The following is a 19,738-nucleotide window of genomic DNA, read 5'->3' on the forward strand; positions in this document are numbered from 1 at the left end:
GAGAAACCGAGAAGAGGCGTCACGCATTCATCGCCGTGCGCTCTTGAAGAGTTCCGTGGCTGGGGCAGTGGCGTTCGCCCTGCCGTTCGCCGGCAAGGCGTTCGCGCAGACTGGAGAAAAAGTTCTCCGGGTCGCGATGACGGTCAGCGATGTCCCGCTGACGACCGGTGCGCCAAGCCAGGGAACCGAAGGCCTGCGCTTCATGGGCATCACGGTTTATGACGGGCTTGTTCGCTGGGACCTCTCGAAGGCTGACGAAGCCGCCAAGCTCGTGCCCGGACTGGCGGAGAGCTGGACGGTCGACGAACAGGACACGACGCGCTGGACGTTCCGGCTGCGTCAGGGCGTCAAGTTCCACGACGGGTCGGAGTTCAACGCCGACGCGGTCGTATGGAATCTCGAGAAACTGATGAAGAAGGACGCGCCACACTTTGATCAGGCGCAATCGACACAGGCCGCCCAATATTACGGCGGAATCGATTCATGGTCGAAGGTCGATGACTACACCGTCGAGATCAGATCCAAGCGTCCGGACTCGGTTCTCATCTACAATCTCGCCAACCTGTTCTTCTCGAGCCCGGCGCGTTGGAAAGAACTGGGGGGGAGCTGGGAAGAATTCGCCTTCAAGGCTTCCGGCACGGGGCCTTGGATCGTCGACAAATTCGTTCCGCGCGAACGCATCGAACTGGTGCGCAACAAGAACTATTGGGACCCTGGCCGGATCCCCAAATGCGACCGCCTGGTTCTGCTGCCAATGCCCGATCCCAACACCCGCATCGCGGCGCTGCTTGCAGGTCAGGTGGATTTCGTCGAAGCGCCGCCGCCTGACGCCATCCCGCGCCTGAGGGCTTCGGGAATGCAGATCGTCACGAACCAGTATCCTCACATTTGGTGCTACGAGATCAGCGCACGCGAGGATTCGCCCTTCGGGGATGTTCGCGTCCGCCAGGCCGCCAATCTCGCTATCGATCGCGACGGTCTGGTGAAACTCCTCGGCGGTCTCGCCGTTCCTGCCAAGGGAATGGTCACCGAGGGACACCCATGGTTCGGCAAACCGAACTTCGATCTTCGTTATGATCCCGAGGAAGCCAAGCGTCTGCTTGCGGAAGCCGGTTACGGCCCTGAGAAGCCTGCCCAGATCAAGGTCATCATTGCACCATCCGGCTCGGGGCAGATGCAGCCTATCCCGATGAACGAGTACATCAAGGAAAACTTCGCGGCCGTCGGTATCGACATGGAATTCGAGGTCCTTGACTGGGAGTCCCTGAGGGGACGACGGCGGGCCGGAGCAGCCGCGCCGGAAAACGAAGGGCGTGACGGCGTGAACAACAGCTGGGCGTTCTGGGATCCCGATATCGCGCTTTTGAAGACCGCCGCCTCCTACGAGGCGCCGCCGACGGGCTATAACTGGGGCAATTTCTCGAACCCCGAAGTCGATGAACTCGTCAAGAAGGCGAAAGAGACATTCGACCAGCAGGAGCAGGACAAGATCCTGGCGGACATACACAGTCGTATTGTCGATGAGGCCATGTGGATCTGGATGGTTCACGACTTGAACCCACGCGCGCTGTCGCCAAAGGTGGAAGGCTTTGTGCAGGCCCAAAGCTGGCTGCAGGACCTGACGTCGGTCGAAATCAGCTGATGCACGCGCCGGTCGGGCGGGGCCCGACCGGCTTAGCACCAATCAACGGGGCAAGAATGTTCAACTACGCACTGCGCCGAATTCTCTATTCCGTTCCGATCGCAGTCGGTGTGTCTCTCGTCTGCTTCCTGCTGCTTCACATCGCGCCCGGCGATCCGATCGACGCAATTGCGCCGGAGAGCGCAAGCCCGCAACTGCTCGCCGAACTGCGAGCGGCCTACGGCTTCGACAGGTCGCTGCCTGTCCAATACTTCTCATGGCTGTCCAACGTCATTGTTGGTGACTTCGGCACGTCGATCATGACCGGGCGGCCCGTGCTTGGCGAGCTTGCGAACGCCGTTGTGAACACACTCCTGCTTTCCGGCGGTGCGGTTCTGGTGGGGTTCGTCTTCGGTCTCTTGCTCGGCACGATCGCCGGCTACACCGCCGGTTCGCCGGCGGATCGCGCCGCGACGGCGTTCGCCGTCGCGGGAATAAGCGTCCCCAACTACTGGCTGGGACTGGTGTTGGTCGTGATCTTCGCGGTCAACCAGGACTGGTTGCCGGCGATGGGGATGGGGCAGGGCGCGCCGTTCCTTTCCTGGGCCAACCTCAGGCATTTCGTTCTCCCCGTGATCGCGCTGTCGGTCATTCCGGCGGGGATCATCGCGCGCTCGGTTCGCGGAACGGTTGCCGAAGTCAGAAAGCAGGAATTCGTGCAGACGCTCCACGCGAAGGGTCTTTCGCCGTTTCGCGTCTTCATCCACGTCATGAAGAACTCTGCTCCCGCGCTGCTTGCCGTCATGGGCCTGCAACTCGGTTATCTCATGGGCGGCTCGATCCTGGTGGAGACCGTGTTCTCCTGGCCGGGCACGGGCTTTCTTCTCAACACCGCGATCTTCACCCGCGACCTCCCGCTCCTGCAGGGGACGATTCTGATCCTTTCCATGTTCTTCGTCGTCATCAATCTCGTGGTCGATCTCGCGCAGGCGCTCTTCGATCCGCGCATCGAGAGAAACTAGGGGTAGAGCCGGTGAACACTCCAACCTCCACCCAAGCAGCGGCCTCCGGCAGCGATATCCCCCGGGCGCGCATCTCCCGTAGCTTCTGGCATTCCGTCGCACGCAGGCTGTCCCGTGATCCCGTGACGATCGCCTGCACGACGGTCCTGCTCGTCATCGCCCTTGTGGCGGTCTTCGCGCCCGTGATCGCGCCCTACGATCCCTACAAGACCAGCATTCTGGTGCGCCTTGCCCCCATGGGACACCCCGATCATTTGCTGGGCACCGACGAACTTGGCCGCGACCTGCTGACCCGCCTGATCTATGGCGCTCGGACTTCGCTGTTCATGGGCTTCGCGCCGATCCTGCTCGCGACGCTGATCGGCGGAACCTTGGGGATCGTCGCAGGATACGCCGGCGGCGCGACCAACATGATCATCATGCGCACGATCGACGTCTTCTACGCATTCCCTTCGGTGCTGCTGGCCGTCGCGATATCCGGCGTCCTCGGGGCGGGGATCTTCAACAGCCTGGTTTCTCTTACTCTGGTGTTCATTCCGTCGTTGGCGCGTGTTGGGGAAAGCGTCACCACGCAGGTCCGAAACCAGGACTTCGTGGTGGCGGCGCGGGCGACCGGCGCGTCCGACTGGCAGATCATTCGCGGCCACGTGCTCAGCAATGTCGTCGGCCCGGTCATGATCTACGCTTCCAGCCTCGTCAGCGTCGCGATCGTCCTGGCGTCCGGATTGAGCTTCCTGGGCCTGGGCATCGTTCCACCGGAGGCGGAATGGGGCTCGATGCTGAGCACGTTGCGTCCCGCGATCTACATCGCTCCGATGAACGCGATCCTGCCCGGCATCATGATTTTCGTCACATCCATGTGTGCCAACCTCATCAGCGACGGTTTGCGCACCGCGATGGACGTCAAGGTTTAGGAACATGAACATGAACGCGACCACCGGGAATACCGAGGCAGACCGGAAGGCAGGCCTTGAGCAACCCATTCTGGCGGCTGAAAACCTGAAGAAGTACTTCCCGCTCGGAGGAAGCTTCTTTCGGTCGCAAACCGCTTATGTGAAAGGCGTCGACGACGTTTCGTTCGACGTCAGGAAGGGCGAGACCCTGGGAATCGTCGGCGAGTCCGGCTGCGGCAAGTCGACCACTGCCCGGGTGCTGATCCGGCTTCTGACGCCCGATTCAGGCGTCGTTCGCATCAATGGGAAGGTCGTCGGCGCTCCCGACGGAATATCCGTTCGCGACATGCGGCGGCGGGTCCAGATGGTGTTTCAGGACAGCTATGCCTCGCTCAATCCCCGGCTGACGATCGAGGATTCGGTGACCTTCGGATTGCGCGCCAACGGCGTGCCGAAAAAGGCCGCACTCGAGAAGGCGCACGAAATCCTGGGGCTAGTCGGATTGGAGCCGGACCTCTTCGCCCAGCGCTACTCCCACGAGATTTCCGGGGGGCAAAGACAAAGGGTCAACATTGCCCGGGCTCTGGCGCTCAGTCCCGAAGTCGTGATCCTCGACGAAGCGGTGTCGGCGCTCGACAAATCGGTTGAGGCGCAGGTTTTGAACCTCCTGCAAGACCTCAAGCAAAGCCTCGATCTCACCTATGTGTTCATTTCGCATGACCTGAACGTGGTCCAGTATGTCAGCGACCGTGTCATGGTGATGTATCTTGGCAAGAGCATCGAAATCGGGCCGGTTGAAGATATCTATGCCCGACCGCTGCATCCTTACACACGGGGTTTGCTGGCGTCGCGCCTGCCGATGGATCCCCGGAGGCGCGTGCAGTCCGCACCGGTTACCGGCGACCCGCCGAATCCGGTCAATCCGCCGTCTGGATGCCGTTTCCGCACGCGTTGCGCCTGGGCCGAACACGTCTGCGCGCAGCGTGAACCCCAACTGACCGAAGCGCGGGGCGCGCATCGCGTGGCGTGTCATGCGCATATTCCGGGGTCCGGTCACTCCGGTCCGGCAAAGTGGGAGGGCGTCGATGCAGATTAGTCCGTTGAAGCAAACCTTGCCGTCTGCCGAGACGCCGCTCGTGACCGTGGAGGATCTGCGGGTGCGGTTCCGGTCACGGGATTTCAACGTTCCGGTGGTCAACGGCGTCAGCTTTTCGCTCGGCAAGGGAGAAGTCCTGTGTCTACTCGGCGAATCCGGGTCCGGCAAGAGCGTGACCATGCGCGCTCTGATGCGCCTTTTCCCCTCGACCGCGGTTGTGTCGGGCAAGATCAATGTCGACGGTCACGATATTCTGGGGCTTTCGCGGTCGAAGCTGCGGGCGATCCGCGGCGCCGTGGTGTCGATGATCTTCCAGGAGCCCATGACGTCACTCGATCCGGTCTTCACGATCGGCAGCCAGATTGCCGAAAGCGTGATGTTTCACGAAGGTGCCAGTCGCCGCCAGGCGGAACTTCGTGCTCTTGAGCTTCTGGAACTGGTTCAGGTGCCGTCCGCTAAGCGACGGCTGATCGCCTATCCGCACGAGCTTTCGGGCGGATTGCGCCAGAGGGCGATGATCGCTCTGGCGTTGGCCTGTCGACCCAAGCTGCTCCTGGCCGACGAACCGACCACGGCCCTCGATGCCACGGTTCAGATCCAGATATTGCTTCTGCTTCGCGAGCTGCAGCATGAACTGGGGATGGCCACGATCTTCGTGACGCATGATCTCGGGGTGGCTTGCGAGGTGGCTGACCGGGTTGCCGTCATGTATGCCGGCCGTTTTGTCGAGCAGGGCTCGATAACCCAGGTGATGGACAATCCCAGCCACCCCTATACGCAAGGGCTGCTGCGCTCCACCGTGCATGAAGGCGTCCGCGGTGTCCGCCTTGAAACGATTCCTGGATCACCGCCCGATCTTGCGGAATTGCCGGCCGGTTGCTCCTTTGCGCCGCGTTGCGGCTTTGTTCGCCCCGATTGCACGATGGCCGTGCCACATGATGCCACTGTGGGGCAGGGGCATTCTGCGCGGTGCGTTCTGGTGGGATGAACAATCGGCTTCATGCGTCGCCAGGCCGGCGACGCATGCCATCGGTTGTTTCGCGTTTCTACGCGGACCGGGCGCCGCGGGGGAGTTCGAACTGTCCGGCGGGAAGCCCGTCGATGTGTTCGAGAATTTCATCGGTTTTCACGACGTCGGCGTATTTGGCATGCATGTCGCAAAGGTTGATTGCGTGGCTTGCCTGCGAGCGGTCGAAGCACGCGTCTTCCGCGACTGCCACGCGATAGTTGTAGCTGAAGGCGTCGATCACGGTGGCGCGGACGCAGCCCGATGTCGTCGTACCGGTCACGAGAACCGAGTCGCACTGCAGCAGGTTGAGAAAGCTTATGAGATCCGTGCCGAAGAAGCCGGAGGGCTTGCGCTTCAACACGACGATGTCCTTGGCGCCCGGTGCGATCTTGGCAACAATCTGGTTGCCGTCGAGCTCGGTCTGATAGACATCGGCGCCTTCTTCCGTCCAACGGGAATCCTTCCAGTTCCAGCTGCCGCTGTCCCATGCGTCCTCCCGGCGCGTGCCGGTCGTGTAGATGACGGGGACGCCCTTCCCGTGACACTTGTCTATCAGCCTGCGAATATGCGCGATCGCTTCCCAGGCGTCCTCGCCGCAGGATGTGTGCCAGCGCTTGATGGACTCCTCGATCGGGAGCGGCTTTTCATCACAGAAGGCGTAGCTGACATCGATAATCAGCAATGCGGGACGCTTGCCAAAACCGGCGCGTGCGCCGAAGCCGGATTTCGCGAACACGCGCTTGTCCCGCTCGGTAAGAAATTGATCCCAGATACGCTCCGACATGTGGTTCTCCTTTCAGGAAATGGTTGATTCCGGGGCGCTCTCCCTTTGAGGAGCCACCTGAATGCTCTCACGCCAAGCCGCTTGGCGAAGAGCAAGAGAAGGCCGATATCGCGGGTCGCCTGTTTCGGCCGAGATGGCATCAAGAGCCTTCAACACGGTTGAGCAACCGATCTTCTCCGCCCACGCAAACGGGCCAATGGGATAGTTGACGCCAAAGCGCATCGCGTTGTCGATTTCCGACTGTTGCGCGACACCCTGCAGTTGGGCCTCGAAAGCCTCGTTCACCAGCATCGCCACGGTCCGGAGCACCACAAGCCCCGGCCGGTCCGCTACGCGCGAAACAGCAAAGCCATCCGCCTGAAGGCCTGCGACGAGCTTGCGCCAATCCTCCGGACAGACACCCGGGGAGGCGGTCAGCGCGACGCGTGTCGCCGACGACCGGTCGAGCATGAGATCGTAGAGTATGACGGGACTTTGCTCCGTCGCCTCCACGGCAGCGGCGCTACGCCCGTCCGATTGCCTGACCGATGTTCGACCGATCGCAAAACTTGCCCTTGTTCTCAGGGGCGCTTCTTCCGCCGAGGCGTCGCCGGCACGTGCTTCCGAAAATGCCGAGGACACGGCCGCCTGGTCCGTGTAGTCGAAGAGGCCCCGTCCCGTTTTGCGGCCAAGCCAGCCTGCATCGACGAGCTCCTTTTGCAGGAGCGAGGGACGGTAGCGCGGGTCGTGAAAGTAGGCTTCGAACACGGACGATGTGACCGCATAGTTCACGTCGTGTCCGATAAGGTCCATGAGCGCGAAGGGGCCCATTCGAAAGCCGCCCGATTCCGTCATGATAGCATCGATCGTGGCGGGGTCCGAAAAACCTTCCTCGCGAAGACGCAAGGCCTCCCCGTAGAACGGCCGCGCCACACGGTTGACGATGAAGCCGGGCGTGGAGCGGCATGACACGGCCACCTTGCCCCAGGCCACGGCGGTCGCCAGGACGCTTTCAGCAATCATCGGATCGGTGGCCGCTCCCGAAACGATTTCGACGAGCTTCATCACCGGCGCCGGATTGAAGAAGTGCATTCCGACGAGGCGGTGAGGTCTTTCAAGATGCGCGCCGATCGCCGTCACCGAGATCGAAGACGTATTGGTCGCGAAGATCGCGTCCGGTTCGCTCATCCGCTCGAATTCCCGGAACAGCTTCCGCTTGATCTCCAGGTCTTCCGGAACCGCCTCGATGTAGAGGGATGCGCCGGCGGTCGGCTCCATATGATCAACCGGCTTGATCAGCCCCGTGATGCGCCGCATCTCCGCTTCGGACATGCGTTGCCTGGCGACCTGGTGCTTCAGGCCTTCAGCGATCCTGGCGAGGCCGCGAACGCTCGCTCCCTCGAAGGCGTCGTACAGCAGAACGCGGTGGCCGGCGGCCGCAGCGACTTGCGCTATGCCCGCGCCCATTGCCCCGGCGCCGGCGACGACCACGGTATCGTCAGTCGTAAGGCCGTTCATGTGCGTTCATCTCCAAAATTACTCTGCCTTTCACGACACCATCGCGGATCATCGAAAGGCCTTCGGCCACGCGTTCCAGCGGCACTCGCGCTGCGATCGGCGCATCGATCAATCCGCTGCGGTAGAACGAGAATATTTCTCGCCGGGCGTCCGCCGCCTGCTGCGGAAAGCGATCCCGATAATCGGTGGACTGCAGCCCGGAAACCGAAATGTTCTTCACCAGCAGATGGCCCGCGTTGAACTGCGGGACTTGGCCGGCGGCGAAACCGACGACGATGTAGCGGCCGTTCCATCCGATCGCCCGCAACGCGGCGCTCGCCACATCCCCGCCGATGGGGTCGATTATGATTTCGGCGCCTTGGCCGGAATTGGCGGCGAGCACCTGCGACCTTAGACTGTCGCGCAGGTTCTCCGCCGTCAGGTCGACCACTTCGTCGGCGCCCGCGCTCCGTACGAGGTCAACACCCCGTTGACCCCGGATGGCGGCGATCACGCGGCCGGCGCCGAAGGCCTTGGCCAAGCCGATGCTGGCGAGCCCGACAGCACTCGCCCCGCCGAGAACAAGCACGCTTTCATCGCGCGACAGGCGGGCGCGCTCTCGCAGCGCGAACCAGGCCGTTTGATAGGGCAGGCCAAGCGCGGCGGCTTTGTCTGAAGGGATGTCGGCGGGCACGGCGACGCAGTGCTCGGCTTTTGCGCAGACGGTTTCGGCGAAAGCGCCATGAGGCAGATGCGCGAAAACCCGTTCGCCAACCGTGTGCCCGCAGACGTCGCGGCCGATCGCGCTGATCTTGCCAACGGCAATGGTGCCGGGCGAAAACGGGAGACGTGGCTTGAGCTGGTAGCGGCCTTCGACCAGCAGAACATCCGGAAAGTTCAGCTCGGCGGAAGCGACGTCGATCGCGACTTCCTCGGCGACCGGGACGGGCGCATCGATGTCGTCAATCCTGAGATTTTCGACCGGGCCGAAGGCATGAATCCTAAGCGCCCTCATCAAGGGACTCCGCATTGTGTGCGCCCAATCCCGGCGCTGCGGCCGGCCGCGCAACCCCTAGAAAGGCGCGGTCCAGGGGCACCGGCAGCGCCGGCATGGTTTGGCCCCGGCTGTTCGTGACGGTGCGGGAAAACAGGCCGCGCGCCGCCACGTGGCTGTCGGCGAGGGCTTCTTCCAGCCCGATCACGACGGAACAGCAGCATTCGACTTCGTCGAAGACCCGACGCCAGTGCCGGCCGGGTTTGGCGGCGATCTTCGATCTGACGGCGTCGGCGGTTGCGACCGGATCGCGATCGTCATCCCGCAGGGCCTGCTCAAGCCCGATCGCGTCGCAGAAATTCCCCCAGAATTTGTCTTCAATGGCGGCGACAGCGACCGTTTCGCCGTCCTGGGTATCGTAGAGCCGGTACCGCGGCGTGCCGCCGGTGACGAGGTCGCCGCCGTTCTGCGGCCAGCATCCCGTATGACCATTGCCGATGGCCCAATACATGAGCGTGAACAGGCTTTCGGTCATGGCGATGTCGAGATGACAGCCATTGCCCGTGCGCTCGCGCTGCAGCAGAGCAAGCAGGATGTTGATGACGGCGGGATAGGTTCCACCGGCAATGTCGGCGATGAGGGCCGGCGGCAACACGCGTTCGCTCTTGCCCATCGACAGCGCCAGCAGCCCGGTCTCGGCGATGTAGTTGAGATCGTGCCCGGCGCGGTGCTTTTTCGGGCCGTCCTGACCGTACCCGGTAATCGAGCAGTAAATCAGGCGGGGGAAATGGGCGGCCAGCGTCTCGTAGTCCAGGCCAAGCCGAGCCATGACGCCGGGACGAAACTGCTCGACGAGGACGTCGGCTTCGCCAATCAGCGACAGCAGACCCGCGCGAGCGTCCGGATCCTTCAGATCCACCGCCAGGCTTTTCTTCCCGCGGTTCAGCAGCGCGAAATTGACGCTGTCCTCACCCCATTTCGGCTCATAGGTGCGCATCTCGTCGCCAGATTCCGGCTTTTCGAGCTTGACCACATCCGCACCGGCTTCGGCGAGGATGAGCGATGCGAGCGGGCCGGGCAGCAGCGTGGAGAAGTCGATGACCTTCAGTCCTTGGAGTGGTTTCAATTTTCACGCCTTTGCTTGGCAACGACGGAGCGCCGCGCCGGTGCGAATCCCGGATTGCCGTAGGTTTCGAAAAGGGCCTGGGCGATGTCGTAGTGCCGGCCCAATCCGCCGCGTATGACACGTTCGATTGGTCCGTCCGGATAGCCGAGGCCCAGCTGACACGTCAGATCGATGTCGGCGCGGCTGGCCAGGCCTTCGTCGAGGAAGCGCAGTGCAACGTTGTATTTGGGCCGCACCAGCCGGTCGATGATGCGACCGGGCTGATCGGTACAGACCGAGACGCTGAAACCCGCGGCCTGCAAGACCGCTTTTGCCGCCTCAATGGCTCCTGCCGCCGTATTCTTTTGCCGCACGAGCTCGATCAGTGAGGAGGGTGGTTCGTTGCCGTTGCGATAGCGGGCGAAGCCGACCACATTCGATCCCTCCTCGCCGTCGCCTTCACCCGTGCGCGCACCCAGACACTCGAGGTCGAGTTCGACCAGTACCGCGGAGAACTTGGTGTCCTGCGGACATGCCGCATCGCCTGTAATGACCAGAACGTCAGCCTCGTTCCGCGCACTTGCTCCCGCCAGGAAAGGGTCGCCGCCTGGGAAGGAGCGGCTCTGCGGGTTTTCTTGAACGAAGTATTTCATGTCATGCCCCGAACATCGCGCTGTTCTCATATTCGAAGAAGCCACGGCCTGACTTGCGCCCTAGCAACCCCGCGGCCACCATCCTCCGCAAGAGCGGCGGAGCCGATGCCCTGGGGTCCAGCGTCGTGGGGTAGAACGCTTCGCAGAGCCGGATCTGCGTATCGAGGCCGATGAGATCGATCAGTTCCAGAGGTCCCATCTTGTAGCCGAGGGCAACCTTGATCGCCCGGTCGATATCGTCGGCTGACGCCACGCCGGCCTCGACGGCGCGGATCGCGTCGTTGTTGAACGGGACAAGCAGGGCGTTGAGGATGAATCCCGGTTTGTCCTGCGTTCTGACCGGACGCTGCCCGGACTGTTCGGTCCAGTTCCAGGCGGTCGCAAACACGCCGGGATCGGTCAGGATGCCCGGCGTCATCTCCACCAGTTTCATCAGCTGCGCCGGAAGGCAGAAATGCATGCCCACCACCCGTTCGGGGCGGGTGGACCCGGAGGCGATTTCGGTGATCGACAGCGTGGACGTGTTCGACGCGAAGATCGTTTCGGGTGAGCAGACCGCGTCGAGCTCCGCGAGGAGCTGTTTCTTGACCCCGATGTCCTCGAACACAGCCTCGATGACGAGATCGCAGTCGCTCAGCGCGTCGATCTCCGATGTCGCGGACAGCCGGGCGAGGATCTGGTCGCGCATCCGGGTATCCATTTTTCCGCGCTGGACGGATTTGTCGAAGAACGCAGCGGTGTTCTGCGCCGCGCGCGACAGCCCTTCCGGCGATTTGTCGAACGCAATGGTCCTGAAGCCGGCGCGCGCCGCCACGATGGCGATGCCGGCCCCCATCGTGCCGGCCGCGCCGCATACGCCTACGGTCTGGATGGTTTTCGTCATTTGCGGATAAAGCTCTTTCCGATCAGTTGCCTGTGGATCTGGTTGGTTCCCTCCCAGATCTGCGTGATCTTCGCATCGCGCATAAGCCGCTCGACACGGTAGTCCTGGCAGTATCCATAGCCGCCGAACATCTGGACGGCTTCGGTGGTCATGCGCATGGCGAGGTCGGATGCACGCATCTTGGCCATGGATGCTTCAATGCCGAAATCGGCCGTGCCTCCGTCGACGAGCGTTGCGACATGGTCCAGCCACGACTCGACAAAAGCGAGGTCGGTCGCCAGATCGGCAACCGTGAACTGGTTGGCTTGAAACTCGATGATCCGTCTGCCGGACTGGCGCCGCTCGTTGATGTAACTGACCATGTCGTCGAAGGCGGCCCGAGCGATGCCGAGGGCATGCGCGGCGACGCTGGGGCGCGACTTGTTCAGGGACGCGAGAAGTATCTTCAGGCCGTCGCCCGGCTCGCCAATGAGATTGGCGCGCGGCACACGGCAGTCATTGAAGGAAATCGCGGCAGTCGAAGACGCCCTGTGACCCATCTTGTGCTCGGTGCGCACCACTTCGAACCCCGGCGTCCCCTTCTCGAAGATAAGCACGGAGATCGCCTTGCGCGCGTCGTCGATTTCGCTCCACTTACCGAACAGAAGAATGAGGTCCGCCTGATCACCACTCGTGATGAAGAGCTTGCTACCGCTCACCACGATCTCATCGCCATCGGGTGTGAAGCGGGTTTTCATTCCTGTGGCGTCGGAGCCGGCACCGGCCTCGGTAATTGCCAGCGCGCCGAGCCCGCCGTTCGCAATTCTCGGCAGAAGGCGGGTCTTCTGTTCCTCGGTACCGAAGTCGATAAGCGGCTTCATGCCGTGATAGTTCGTTGCATAGATGATCCCTGTTGAGGCGCAGGCGGCGGAGATGATTTTCACCACCTCCAGATAGAGACGGTAGGACATCGCCATGCCCTCGTAGGCCTCCGGCACGAAAATGGCGTTCAGCCCCAGTTCGTTGAGCGCATTCACGTTGCCATGAGGAAACTCACCGGTTCTGTCATAGTGCTCAGCCTGCGGCGCGATCACTTCGTCGGCGAGGCGACCGACCTGATCGAGGATCATGCGCTCCTCTTCCGACCAATCGCGCCGGTGTTCGATCTGTTCAAGCACATTCATCGGATATGAACTCCCTGGCCGCCGTCGATGTAGATCGTCTCCCCGGTCAGGAAGACGATGTTCTCCGCGAACAGGGCGCCGACCAATCTGGCCACCTCGTCCGGATGCCCCGCCCGGCCCACCGGCACCCGGCGGCGAAGCCATTTCTGGATTCTCTCATTGGCCAGAAACGCGCGATTGAGATCGGTTTCGATGTAGCCAGGGGCGACGTTGAGCAACGAAATCCCTGCGCCCGCCCATTCCGCGGCAAGGCAGCGCGTGATTGCTCCGACGGCCGCCTTGGACGACGCGTAAGCCACGTTTTCGGAGACGGCGAGACGGTCGACAAAAGAACCGATGTTGACGATGAGCCCTTCACCACGGGCGACGAGATGCGGGTAGACATTCTGACACGCGACCAGCAGACCGGTCGTGTTGAGGCGCAAGGTGCTCTCGAATTCCTCGACCGTGAGCTCGATGGTGGGTTTTTCGGAATGCGCGCCGGCCGCATTGACCAGGCCCACGATTGCACCTTTGGCGGCCACTTCCTGGAAAGCCGCCGAAATGGCTCCGGGGTCCGAAACGTCGCACGCCACGCCGTAGCCCGCCGGCGCCTCGCCCGATCGGGACACGGAGGCGATGCGATAGCCTCGCCGCTCCAGGTCGAGCGCGATTGCCGCGCCTATCCCCCGGCTCGCGCCCGTAACCACTATCTGACCTTCAGGCATCTTTGAACTCCGGCTTGCGCTTTTCAACGAATGCGGCGAGGCCCTCTTCGGCGTCCGCCGTCCTGTATGCGAGTGTGGAAAGATCGGCCTCGACTTTCAGACCCTCTGCAACAGGGAGGTCGAGTGCGCGCCTGACGGCGTCTCGCGCAAAGCCAATCGATGGCACGCTGAAACGGGTGATCTCGCTTGCATAGGCCATTGCCGCCGCGACCACATCCGTATCCACCAGCCGGTTGGCAAGGCCGATCCTCTCGGCCTCGGCCGCGTCGATCGTGCGACCGGTGAGGATGATATCCAGAGCATGCGCCTCGCCGATCAGTCGTGGCAGGCGCTGTGTGCCGCCATAGCCGGGGATCAGGCCGAGTCTGATTTCCGGGAGGCCCATCTTGGCGTTGGCCGAGACGATCCTGAGCGTGCAGGCAAGCGCAAGCTCCAAGCCGCCGCCGAATGCGTAGCCGTTGATAGCCGCAATCGAAATGACCGGCAGTCGGGCGATCTTCTCGAACACGGCCTGGCCGAGCTCGGCGCCCCGCTTCTGCTCCATCAACTGCCTGTGTCGAAGCTCTTCGATGTCTGCACCAGCGCAAAAGGCCTTGTTGCCCGCCCCCGTCACAATCAGCGCTCGCACAGACGAACTGGCCACCTCGTCGAGCCGGGCGTCGAGTTTCCTCAGCACTTCGAAAGACAGGGCGTTCAGCTTGTCCGGCCTGTTGAGCGTGATGACAGCGAAAGGGCCAGTAATCTCCAGACCGACCGTCATTTCGCACCTGCGAGCTGATAGCGGATTGGTGTCGGCTTGATCTCGTGGCGGTTGGCCATTTCCACAAGCTCGCGCTTCAGAATCTTGCCGCTTGCAGTGAGCGGAAAGCTATCCACCCGCAGAAAATATTCCGGCATGTCGTACTTCGAAAGACCCTCCTCTGCGAGATGCAGCAGCAGGTCTTCCGGTTCCGCATCGCCGATGATGGCTATGCACACGCGCTCGCCGAGCCGTGGGTCCGCCACCGGAAAGCAGGCGACCCGCTCGACGCGATCATGGCGCATGGCGACCGCCTCTATGTGGGCCGGATAGATGTTATGGCCGCCGCGAATGATGAGGTCCTTGATGCGGCCCTCGATCGTCAGGTTGCCACGCTCGTCCAACGACCCCAGGTCACCGGACATAAACCACCCATCCTTGTTGAACGATTTTTCCGTCGCGTTCTGATCGTCAAAGTAGCCCAACATCAGTGCGGCGCCGCGTCCCCCGATCTGTCCGATGCCGCCGGCAGGAAGCTGCGTGTCCTGATCGTCGGAATCGAAGATGCGGACCTCGTATGCGCTTCCACCACGCCCGCAGGTGTTAACGATCGTCTCGATGTCGTCGTCGGGGTGGGTGTATTGATGCGACGAGTTTTCGGTCATGCCGTAGACGTTCTGTGCCTTGATGCCTTGCCGGACGAAGGCATCGGCGACCGACGGCGGAATGGGCGAACCCGCCATGTAGAAGACTTCGACATCGCCGAGACGGCGCAATCCGCGCTGCTTCTGGCTTTCCAGAATGTCCATCGCATGGGTCGGAACCCCCATCACATAGCTGGCTCCGGATTCAATGATCCAGTCCAGGCGGCTGAGGCCTGCCGGGGCGTCATCAGTCGTCAGGTTGCCGCCCGCTATCAGCCATTGGGCGACTGCCACCCAGGCGATGTGGTGTGACAGCGGGGAGAGCGTGAGGATCGAAGTTTCGGGACCGTGGTTCCAGTCCCTTGCAAGTTCGCGCGCGTTGGCCAGCAGGGTGTTGTGCGAATGCATGACGCATTTCGGCTCGCCCGTCGTTCCGGATGTGAAGGCCAGGTAGGCAACGCAGTCGGGATCTGTGTTCGGCTGGGCCAGATTCGGGGCCGCCCCCGGCAAGGTCTCCGGTGTGAAGACCATCTTGAGGCTTTTGACCTCGGACAGGATCGCGTCGAAATTCGCAGTCGTCCGGTCTGCGCCCCAACCATCCTCCGTCAAAAGGATACGCGTCGACAGGCGATTGAGTCGTGTCCCGATCTCGGCGCAGGTGTGCGTCCGGTGCAGGGACGGGTTGCAAGCGAACCCCTCCCGGGCGCATGCCAGGAACATCAGGATGCCTTCGAGCTTGTTCGACATCCAGATCGAGACGCGGTCGCCGCCCTGCAGGCCGTAGATGCGCAACTCCGCAGCGATGCCATCGACCCGCGCAAGCACTTCGGCCCAGGTGAGGTGGCTTGTTCCGTCGCGAAGAGCAGGAACGTCGGGACGCGCCGCCGCGTTTGCGACCAGCAGGCTGTAGAACGTGTCCTGCGTCCAAAGTCCGGCATCGTAATAGCGCTGCGCCACGCCAGGATTGTGGAGAGTGAGATACGGTCGCATTGGTCAGCTTCCGAACTTGCCTGCGTCAGGCTCGCGCCGCGCGGAGAACGCATCGGCGAGTTCATGCGCTTCGTCGCTCTCAAGGTACGACCGCAACAGCAAGTCGTGCGCCATGCGCGACAGGCCCGATACGCCACCATGCCGGGCATTGAAGGCCGCCTTGATGGAAGCCAGCGCGAAGGAGCCGCGCGCCGCTATTTCCAGGGCAAACTTCTGTGTTTCCTCGGCAAGATCTTCGTCGGCGACGACCTTGTTGATCAAGCCCAAAGCCAATGCCTCGTCGGCCGTTATTTTCGGATTGCGGTACCAGATTTCCTTGGCTTTCTTCTTGCCGACCAGGTCTTCGAGATACCAGGTGCCGTAGCCGGCATCGAACGATCCTACCATCGGCCCGACCTGCCTGAAGATCGCGCTCTTCTTGGCGATTGTGCAGTCGCATACCATTTGAAGAACGTTGCCGCCGCCGACCGCGAAACCGTTGACGGACGCGATTACAGGCTTTTGCAGCTTGTCAATTGCCTCATACATCTCGAGCGTGGGCAGCGTGCCGGCATAAAGCATTGTGTCCTCCATACCGTCCTTGCGGCCGCCAACGCAGAAAAACTGGTTTCCTGCCCCGGTGAGCACGACCACGCGGGTTCTGGTCTCGCGCCGGATCGTTTCAATGCAGTCGCGGATTTCGTGGCACATGGTCACGTTGAACATGTTGCCGTCGTCCGGTCGGTTCAACGTGATCGTCCCGATGGGACCGGTTTCCTGATAAAGAATGGTTTCGTATGTCATGGACCGCCTTTCAGATGATATCGGCCGCTCGAAGGCGGGCCAGCTTCCCAGGATCGTAGTTCAGTATTTCGCGGAAAGCGCTCTCGGTATGCTCCCCTGTTCGTGGTGGCGCCGTGCGGGCGATGTTTGCGCGGCCATCGATGCGGATGCCGTTGCCGACCTGGGGAACCGTGCCGTTCCCCGATCGCAAGCGATAAAAGAGACCGCGCTCCAGCAGTTGCGGATCCCGAACGACATCTCCGAGGCTGTTGATGGGGCCGACGGGAATGCGCGCTTGCCTTAGAAATTCAAGCCAATGGCCCGCCCCCTTGGTTTTGAGAATCCCTTGTATCTTGGCGACAATTTCCGGGCGGAAGGCCCGGCGATCCGAATTGGTACGGAAGCGCTCATCGGCGCCGTATTCAGGCTCACCGAGAGCCTGCCAGAACCGCGACCAGATATTGTCGTTGCCGAGACCGATGGTGATCGGGTTGTCGGCGGTTTCAAACGCCTGGTAGACCGCGATGACGCTGTCCTTGCCGCCCGATCTCCGGGCGCCGATGCCGGAGCCCAGATAGGAGACGAGCTGACAGTTGAGGAACCGGGTCATGGAATCCACCAGAGCTATGTCGATTGTCGCACCCTGGCGCGTTCGCCCGCGCCGTATCAAGGCAGAAAGCGCCGCGTATGCCGCATCCTGCCCCGCCAGGAGATCAGCCGCCGGCGCACCGATCTTCTGAGGCGTTCCATCGGCTTCGCCGGTCATGTCCATAATGCCGGAATAGCCCTCGGCGATCAGGTCGTAGCAGGGCCAGTCCGCACGCGCGCCTTCCATGCCGAAGCCGGTTATGGACACGTAGATCAGGTCGGGTTTGCGGGTCCTGAGCGTCTGGTCGTCGAGCCCCAGTTTGCGGGATACCCGCGGCGGCGTGTTCACCAGGACGATATCCGCCTTGTCGACGAAATCGTACAGGACGTCGCGGGCCTGTTCATTCGTCAGGTCGAGAACGACGCTCTTCTTGTTCCTGTTGACGCTCAGGAACCACAGCGCCTCGCCGTCATGAAACGGGGGACCCCAGGATCGGGTATCATCGCCTCCGGGGCGTTCGATCTTGATGACCTCGGCCCCCATGTCGCCGAGCATCATGCCGGCGTAAGGACCGGCGACGGATGTCGTAAGGTCGAGGACGATGATGTCGGAAAGCATCCTGTCTCCGTCTTGATCGCCATCCAGCAGCGGCAACAGTTCGTGTGGAAGCGATGCGGAATGCTCTGAGTTCATAATGCTGCTCGTTCAGTCAACGCCTGAGGTCAGATACGCCAGTCTGAGCAAGCGGCATGCCAATTGCAGGAATCCGCGCAAAAGATGGGTTTGGGCCGGAAACCGGCGCGCAATCGATCCTGGACGGGGAGTGGGCGTCCAAAAGTGTCTTTGGCAAAGACACTGCCTGCACTAGTGTGTATTCGCTGCGGTCGGAACGGGTTGTTCAGGCCGTTTAAGAAAGCAGAAGGTGGCTATGTCGAGTGTTCTTGGCTTTGCGCTGACGGAGAACGGACGCGTGATCCTGGCGCGCGGACTTGGAGAAGATCCGCGAGTCCGCGCGCTGATAAGCGATGATTCCTGGCTCGAAAAGGCGGGAAAGCGACGGTTGCAGCCGCTTATCCTCGATCGGAAACACTATTCTGTTCTGCTCTTTCCAGTCCCGGACGGACATCTTGTCCTCATTTGCGAGGCACGCGAGCCCTTGGTCGAGTTCCTGGCCTCGGTGGATTTTGCGTACGAGATTTTCGAGCACCTGCTCGCCAATCCCTTCGACGCCATGACCGTCGTGGATGACCAGGCCCGGGTCGTCTACATATCGCCGGTCCATGAGAAGTTCTTCGGCCTCGAGCATGGAGAGGCGAACGGCAAGCCGGTCAGGCAGGTCATCGAAAACACCAGGCTCGATTCCGTGGTGCGCACGGGCAAGGCGGAGGTCGGCCACATCCAAAAGATGCGTGGCACGGAGCGGGTCGTTTCACGCATGCCGATCCTGTCCGACGACAAGATTGTCGGCGCGGTGGGGCGCGTGATGTTCAGGGGGCCCGAGCAACTGGCGGCTCTCAGCAAACGCGTTTCTGCACTCGAGGACGAGGTCGAGTTTCACAAGCGTCAGGTCGATGCCCTCCGCAGGCGCGGCTACGGGCTGGACAGTCTGATCGGAGAAAGCCAGCCGATGCAGCGGCTGAAGCGCGAGATCGCCAAAATCGCACCGCTTGAGATTCCCGTCCTGATCTTCGGCGAAAGCGGCACAGGGAAGGAACTGGTCGCGCAGTCGCTGCAAGCCTTGAGTCTTCGGCGCGACAACCAGATGGTCATGGTCAACTCCGCAGCGTTGCCGGCCAACCTCGTCGAAGCCGAACTCTTCGGTTACGAACCTGGTGCCTTCACCGGAGCGGACAAGCGCGGCCGCATCGGCAAGTTCGAGCAGGCTCACGAAGGCACGATCTTCCTCGATGAAATCGGCGACATGCCGCTCGAGGTGCAGGTCAAGCTGTTGCGCGTGCTTCAGGACAAGCTCGTCGAGCGGGTGGGCGCGACGAAGCCGCGGCAGGTCGATTTCAGATTGATCAGCGCGACCAATCGGGATCTGCAATCCCTTGTCTCGGAAGGCAAGTTCAGGCTGGACCTCTTCTATCGGATCACTCCATTGGTCATTCAGGTGCCGCCGCTGCGCAACCGGGTGGAAGACATCGAGCTGCTGGTCGCGCATTTTCTTCAGGAATTGTCGCTGCAGCATCGCAAGCCTGCGCCCGACTTGGACGAAGCGGCGCTCGCCTACCTGCAGGAGCAGCCCTGGCCGGGGAACATCAGACAGCTCAGGCAGGAGATCGAACGGGCGTTCGTCTTCGCGGAAGACGGGCGCATCACTCCCGACACGCTGATGAGCTATGGCGATTTTTCACCCTCGACGGTGCTTCCCGCAGCAACAGCATCGGTCGGCGCCGAAGGCCGCAGCATGCGTGATGTTGTGGCGCAGACCGAGACTGACTTGGTTCGCAACGCCATGGAGCACCACCGCGGCAACAAGAAGCGTGTGGCAGAGGAGCTGGGAATATCGCGCTCCTACCTCTACAAACTTCTCGATCAGCAATAGCATTTTTTGCCGGCGTAGTTTTGAACGGCCGAAGGCAGCCGTCATTCGTGCGTTTGGCAC

At 62.0% G+C, this 19,738-nt stretch carries 18 protein-coding genes and 1 pseudogene; 7 read left to right on the forward strand and 12 right to left on the reverse strand.

The window, feature by feature from the left end:
• The first annotated feature begins 55 nt into the window (after positions 1-55).
• Genes N1058_RS07760 through N1058_RS07780 form a run of 5 tightly spaced genes read left to right on the forward strand, consistent with a single transcriptional unit; the run spans position 56 to position 5,620 of the window.
• On the forward strand, positions 56-1,642 hold the full coding sequence (locus tag N1058_RS07760; protein WP_265516936.1) for an ABC transporter substrate-binding protein: 1,587 nt from the start codon (positions 56-58) through the stop codon (positions 1,640-1,642).
• A 56-nt stretch (positions 1,643-1,698) separates the two neighbouring features.
• Positions 1,699-2,643 (forward strand): ABC transporter permease, encoded by a 945-nt coding sequence (locus N1058_RS07765; protein WP_265516937.1) that lies wholly within the window; start codon positions 1,699-1,701, stop codon positions 2,641-2,643.
• Positions 2,644-2,654: 11 nt separating this feature from the next.
• Entirely contained in the window at positions 2,655-3,557 is a 903-nt protein-coding gene (locus tag N1058_RS07770) for an ABC transporter permease (protein WP_420847954.1), read from the forward strand.
• A gap of 10 nt (positions 3,558-3,567) precedes the next feature.
• The gene (locus tag N1058_RS07775; RefSeq protein ID WP_265516938.1) at positions 3,568-4,632 is read left to right on the forward strand and encodes an ABC transporter ATP-binding protein; all 1,065 of its coding nucleotides are present in this window, start codon (positions 3,568-3,570) and stop codon (positions 4,630-4,632) included.
• Complete coding sequence (locus N1058_RS07780) at positions 4,622-5,620, forward strand: ABC transporter ATP-binding protein (RefSeq protein WP_265516939.1); 999 nt, start codon at positions 4,622-4,624, stop codon at positions 5,618-5,620. Before N1058_RS07775 ends, N1058_RS07780 begins: the two co-directional genes overlap by 11 nt.
• Before the next feature lie 58 nt (positions 5,621-5,678).
• Here N1058_RS07780 and N1058_RS07785 read toward each other — a convergent pair whose 3' ends face one another.
• The 12 genes from N1058_RS07785 to N1058_RS07840 are packed head-to-tail and all read right to left on the reverse strand — an operon-like array spanning position 5,679 to position 17,748.
• Positions 5,679-6,425: an isochorismatase family protein gene (locus N1058_RS07785; RefSeq protein WP_265516940.1), complete on the reverse strand. Its 747-nt coding sequence runs from the start codon at positions 6,423-6,425 to the stop codon at positions 5,679-5,681.
• Between the two features lie 12 nt (positions 6,426-6,437).
• On the reverse strand, positions 6,438-7,922 hold the full coding sequence (locus N1058_RS07790; RefSeq protein WP_265516941.1) for a 3-hydroxyacyl-CoA dehydrogenase: 1,485 nt from the start codon (positions 7,920-7,922) through the stop codon (positions 6,438-6,440).
• The gene (locus N1058_RS07795; protein ID WP_265516942.1) at positions 7,903-8,916 is read right to left on the reverse strand and encodes an NADPH:quinone oxidoreductase family protein; all 1,014 of its coding nucleotides are present in this window, start codon (positions 8,914-8,916) and stop codon (positions 7,903-7,905) included. Before N1058_RS07795 ends, N1058_RS07790 begins: the two co-directional genes overlap by 20 nt.
• Entirely contained in the window at positions 8,903-10,021 is a 1,119-nt protein-coding gene (locus N1058_RS07800; protein WP_265516943.1) for a CaiB/BaiF CoA transferase family protein, read from the reverse strand. Before N1058_RS07800 ends, N1058_RS07795 begins: the two co-directional genes overlap by 14 nt.
• Positions 10,018-10,653 (reverse strand): 3-hydroxyacyl-CoA dehydrogenase family protein, encoded by a 636-nt coding sequence (locus N1058_RS07805; RefSeq protein ID WP_265516944.1) that lies wholly within the window; start codon positions 10,651-10,653, stop codon positions 10,018-10,020. The genes N1058_RS07800 and N1058_RS07805 overlap by 4 nt, the downstream gene beginning before the upstream one ends.
• 1 nt (position 10,654) lies before the next feature.
• A complete protein-coding gene (locus N1058_RS07810) occupies positions 10,655-11,536 on the reverse strand; it encodes a 3-hydroxyacyl-CoA dehydrogenase family protein (protein ID WP_265516945.1) in 882 nt (293 codons plus the stop codon).
• Positions 11,533-12,699 (reverse strand): acyl-CoA dehydrogenase family protein, encoded by a 1,167-nt coding sequence (locus tag N1058_RS07815; protein ID WP_265516946.1) that lies wholly within the window; start codon positions 12,697-12,699, stop codon positions 11,533-11,535. The genes N1058_RS07810 and N1058_RS07815 overlap by 4 nt, the downstream gene beginning before the upstream one ends.
• A complete protein-coding gene (locus tag N1058_RS07820; RefSeq protein ID WP_265516947.1) occupies positions 12,696-13,406 on the reverse strand; it encodes an SDR family NAD(P)-dependent oxidoreductase in 711 nt (236 codons plus the stop codon). The genes N1058_RS07815 and N1058_RS07820 overlap by 4 nt, the downstream gene beginning before the upstream one ends.
• A complete protein-coding gene (locus tag N1058_RS07825; RefSeq protein WP_265516948.1) occupies positions 13,399-14,166 on the reverse strand; it encodes an enoyl-CoA hydratase/isomerase family protein in 768 nt (255 codons plus the stop codon). The genes N1058_RS07820 and N1058_RS07825 overlap by 8 nt, the downstream gene beginning before the upstream one ends.
• On the reverse strand, positions 14,163-15,779 hold the full coding sequence (locus N1058_RS07830) for a class I adenylate-forming enzyme family protein (RefSeq protein WP_265516949.1): 1,617 nt from the start codon (positions 15,777-15,779) through the stop codon (positions 14,163-14,165). The genes N1058_RS07825 and N1058_RS07830 overlap by 4 nt, the downstream gene beginning before the upstream one ends.
• Before the next feature lie 3 nt (positions 15,780-15,782).
• A complete protein-coding gene (locus tag N1058_RS07835) occupies positions 15,783-16,562 on the reverse strand; it encodes an enoyl-CoA hydratase-related protein (RefSeq protein ID WP_265516950.1) in 780 nt (259 codons plus the stop codon).
• A 10-nt stretch (positions 16,563-16,572) separates the two neighbouring features.
• Positions 16,573-17,748 (reverse strand): CaiB/BaiF CoA transferase family protein, encoded by a 1,176-nt coding sequence (locus tag N1058_RS07840; RefSeq protein WP_265516951.1) that lies wholly within the window; start codon positions 17,746-17,748, stop codon positions 16,573-16,575.
• Positions 17,749-18,361: 613 nt separating this feature from the next.
• On the opposite strand from N1058_RS07840, the pseudogene N1058_RS07845 reads away from it, so the two are divergent.
• Together N1058_RS07845 and N1058_RS07850 are read left to right on the forward strand one after the other, a co-directional pair.
• A pseudogene (locus N1058_RS07845) lies at positions 18,362-18,445 on the forward strand (hypothetical protein); the annotation flags it as partial.
• 51 nt (positions 18,446-18,496) lie between these two features.
• Positions 18,497-19,678 (forward strand): sigma-54 interaction domain-containing protein, encoded by a 1,182-nt coding sequence (locus N1058_RS07850; RefSeq protein ID WP_265517154.1) that lies wholly within the window; start codon positions 18,497-18,499, stop codon positions 19,676-19,678.
• Positions 19,679-19,738 lie beyond the last annotated feature (60 nt).

The sequence above is a fragment of the Nitratireductor luteus genome (assembly GCF_026162365.1).
Classification (GTDB): Bacteria; Pseudomonadota; Alphaproteobacteria; order Rhizobiales; family Rhizobiaceae; genus Chelativorans; species Chelativorans luteus.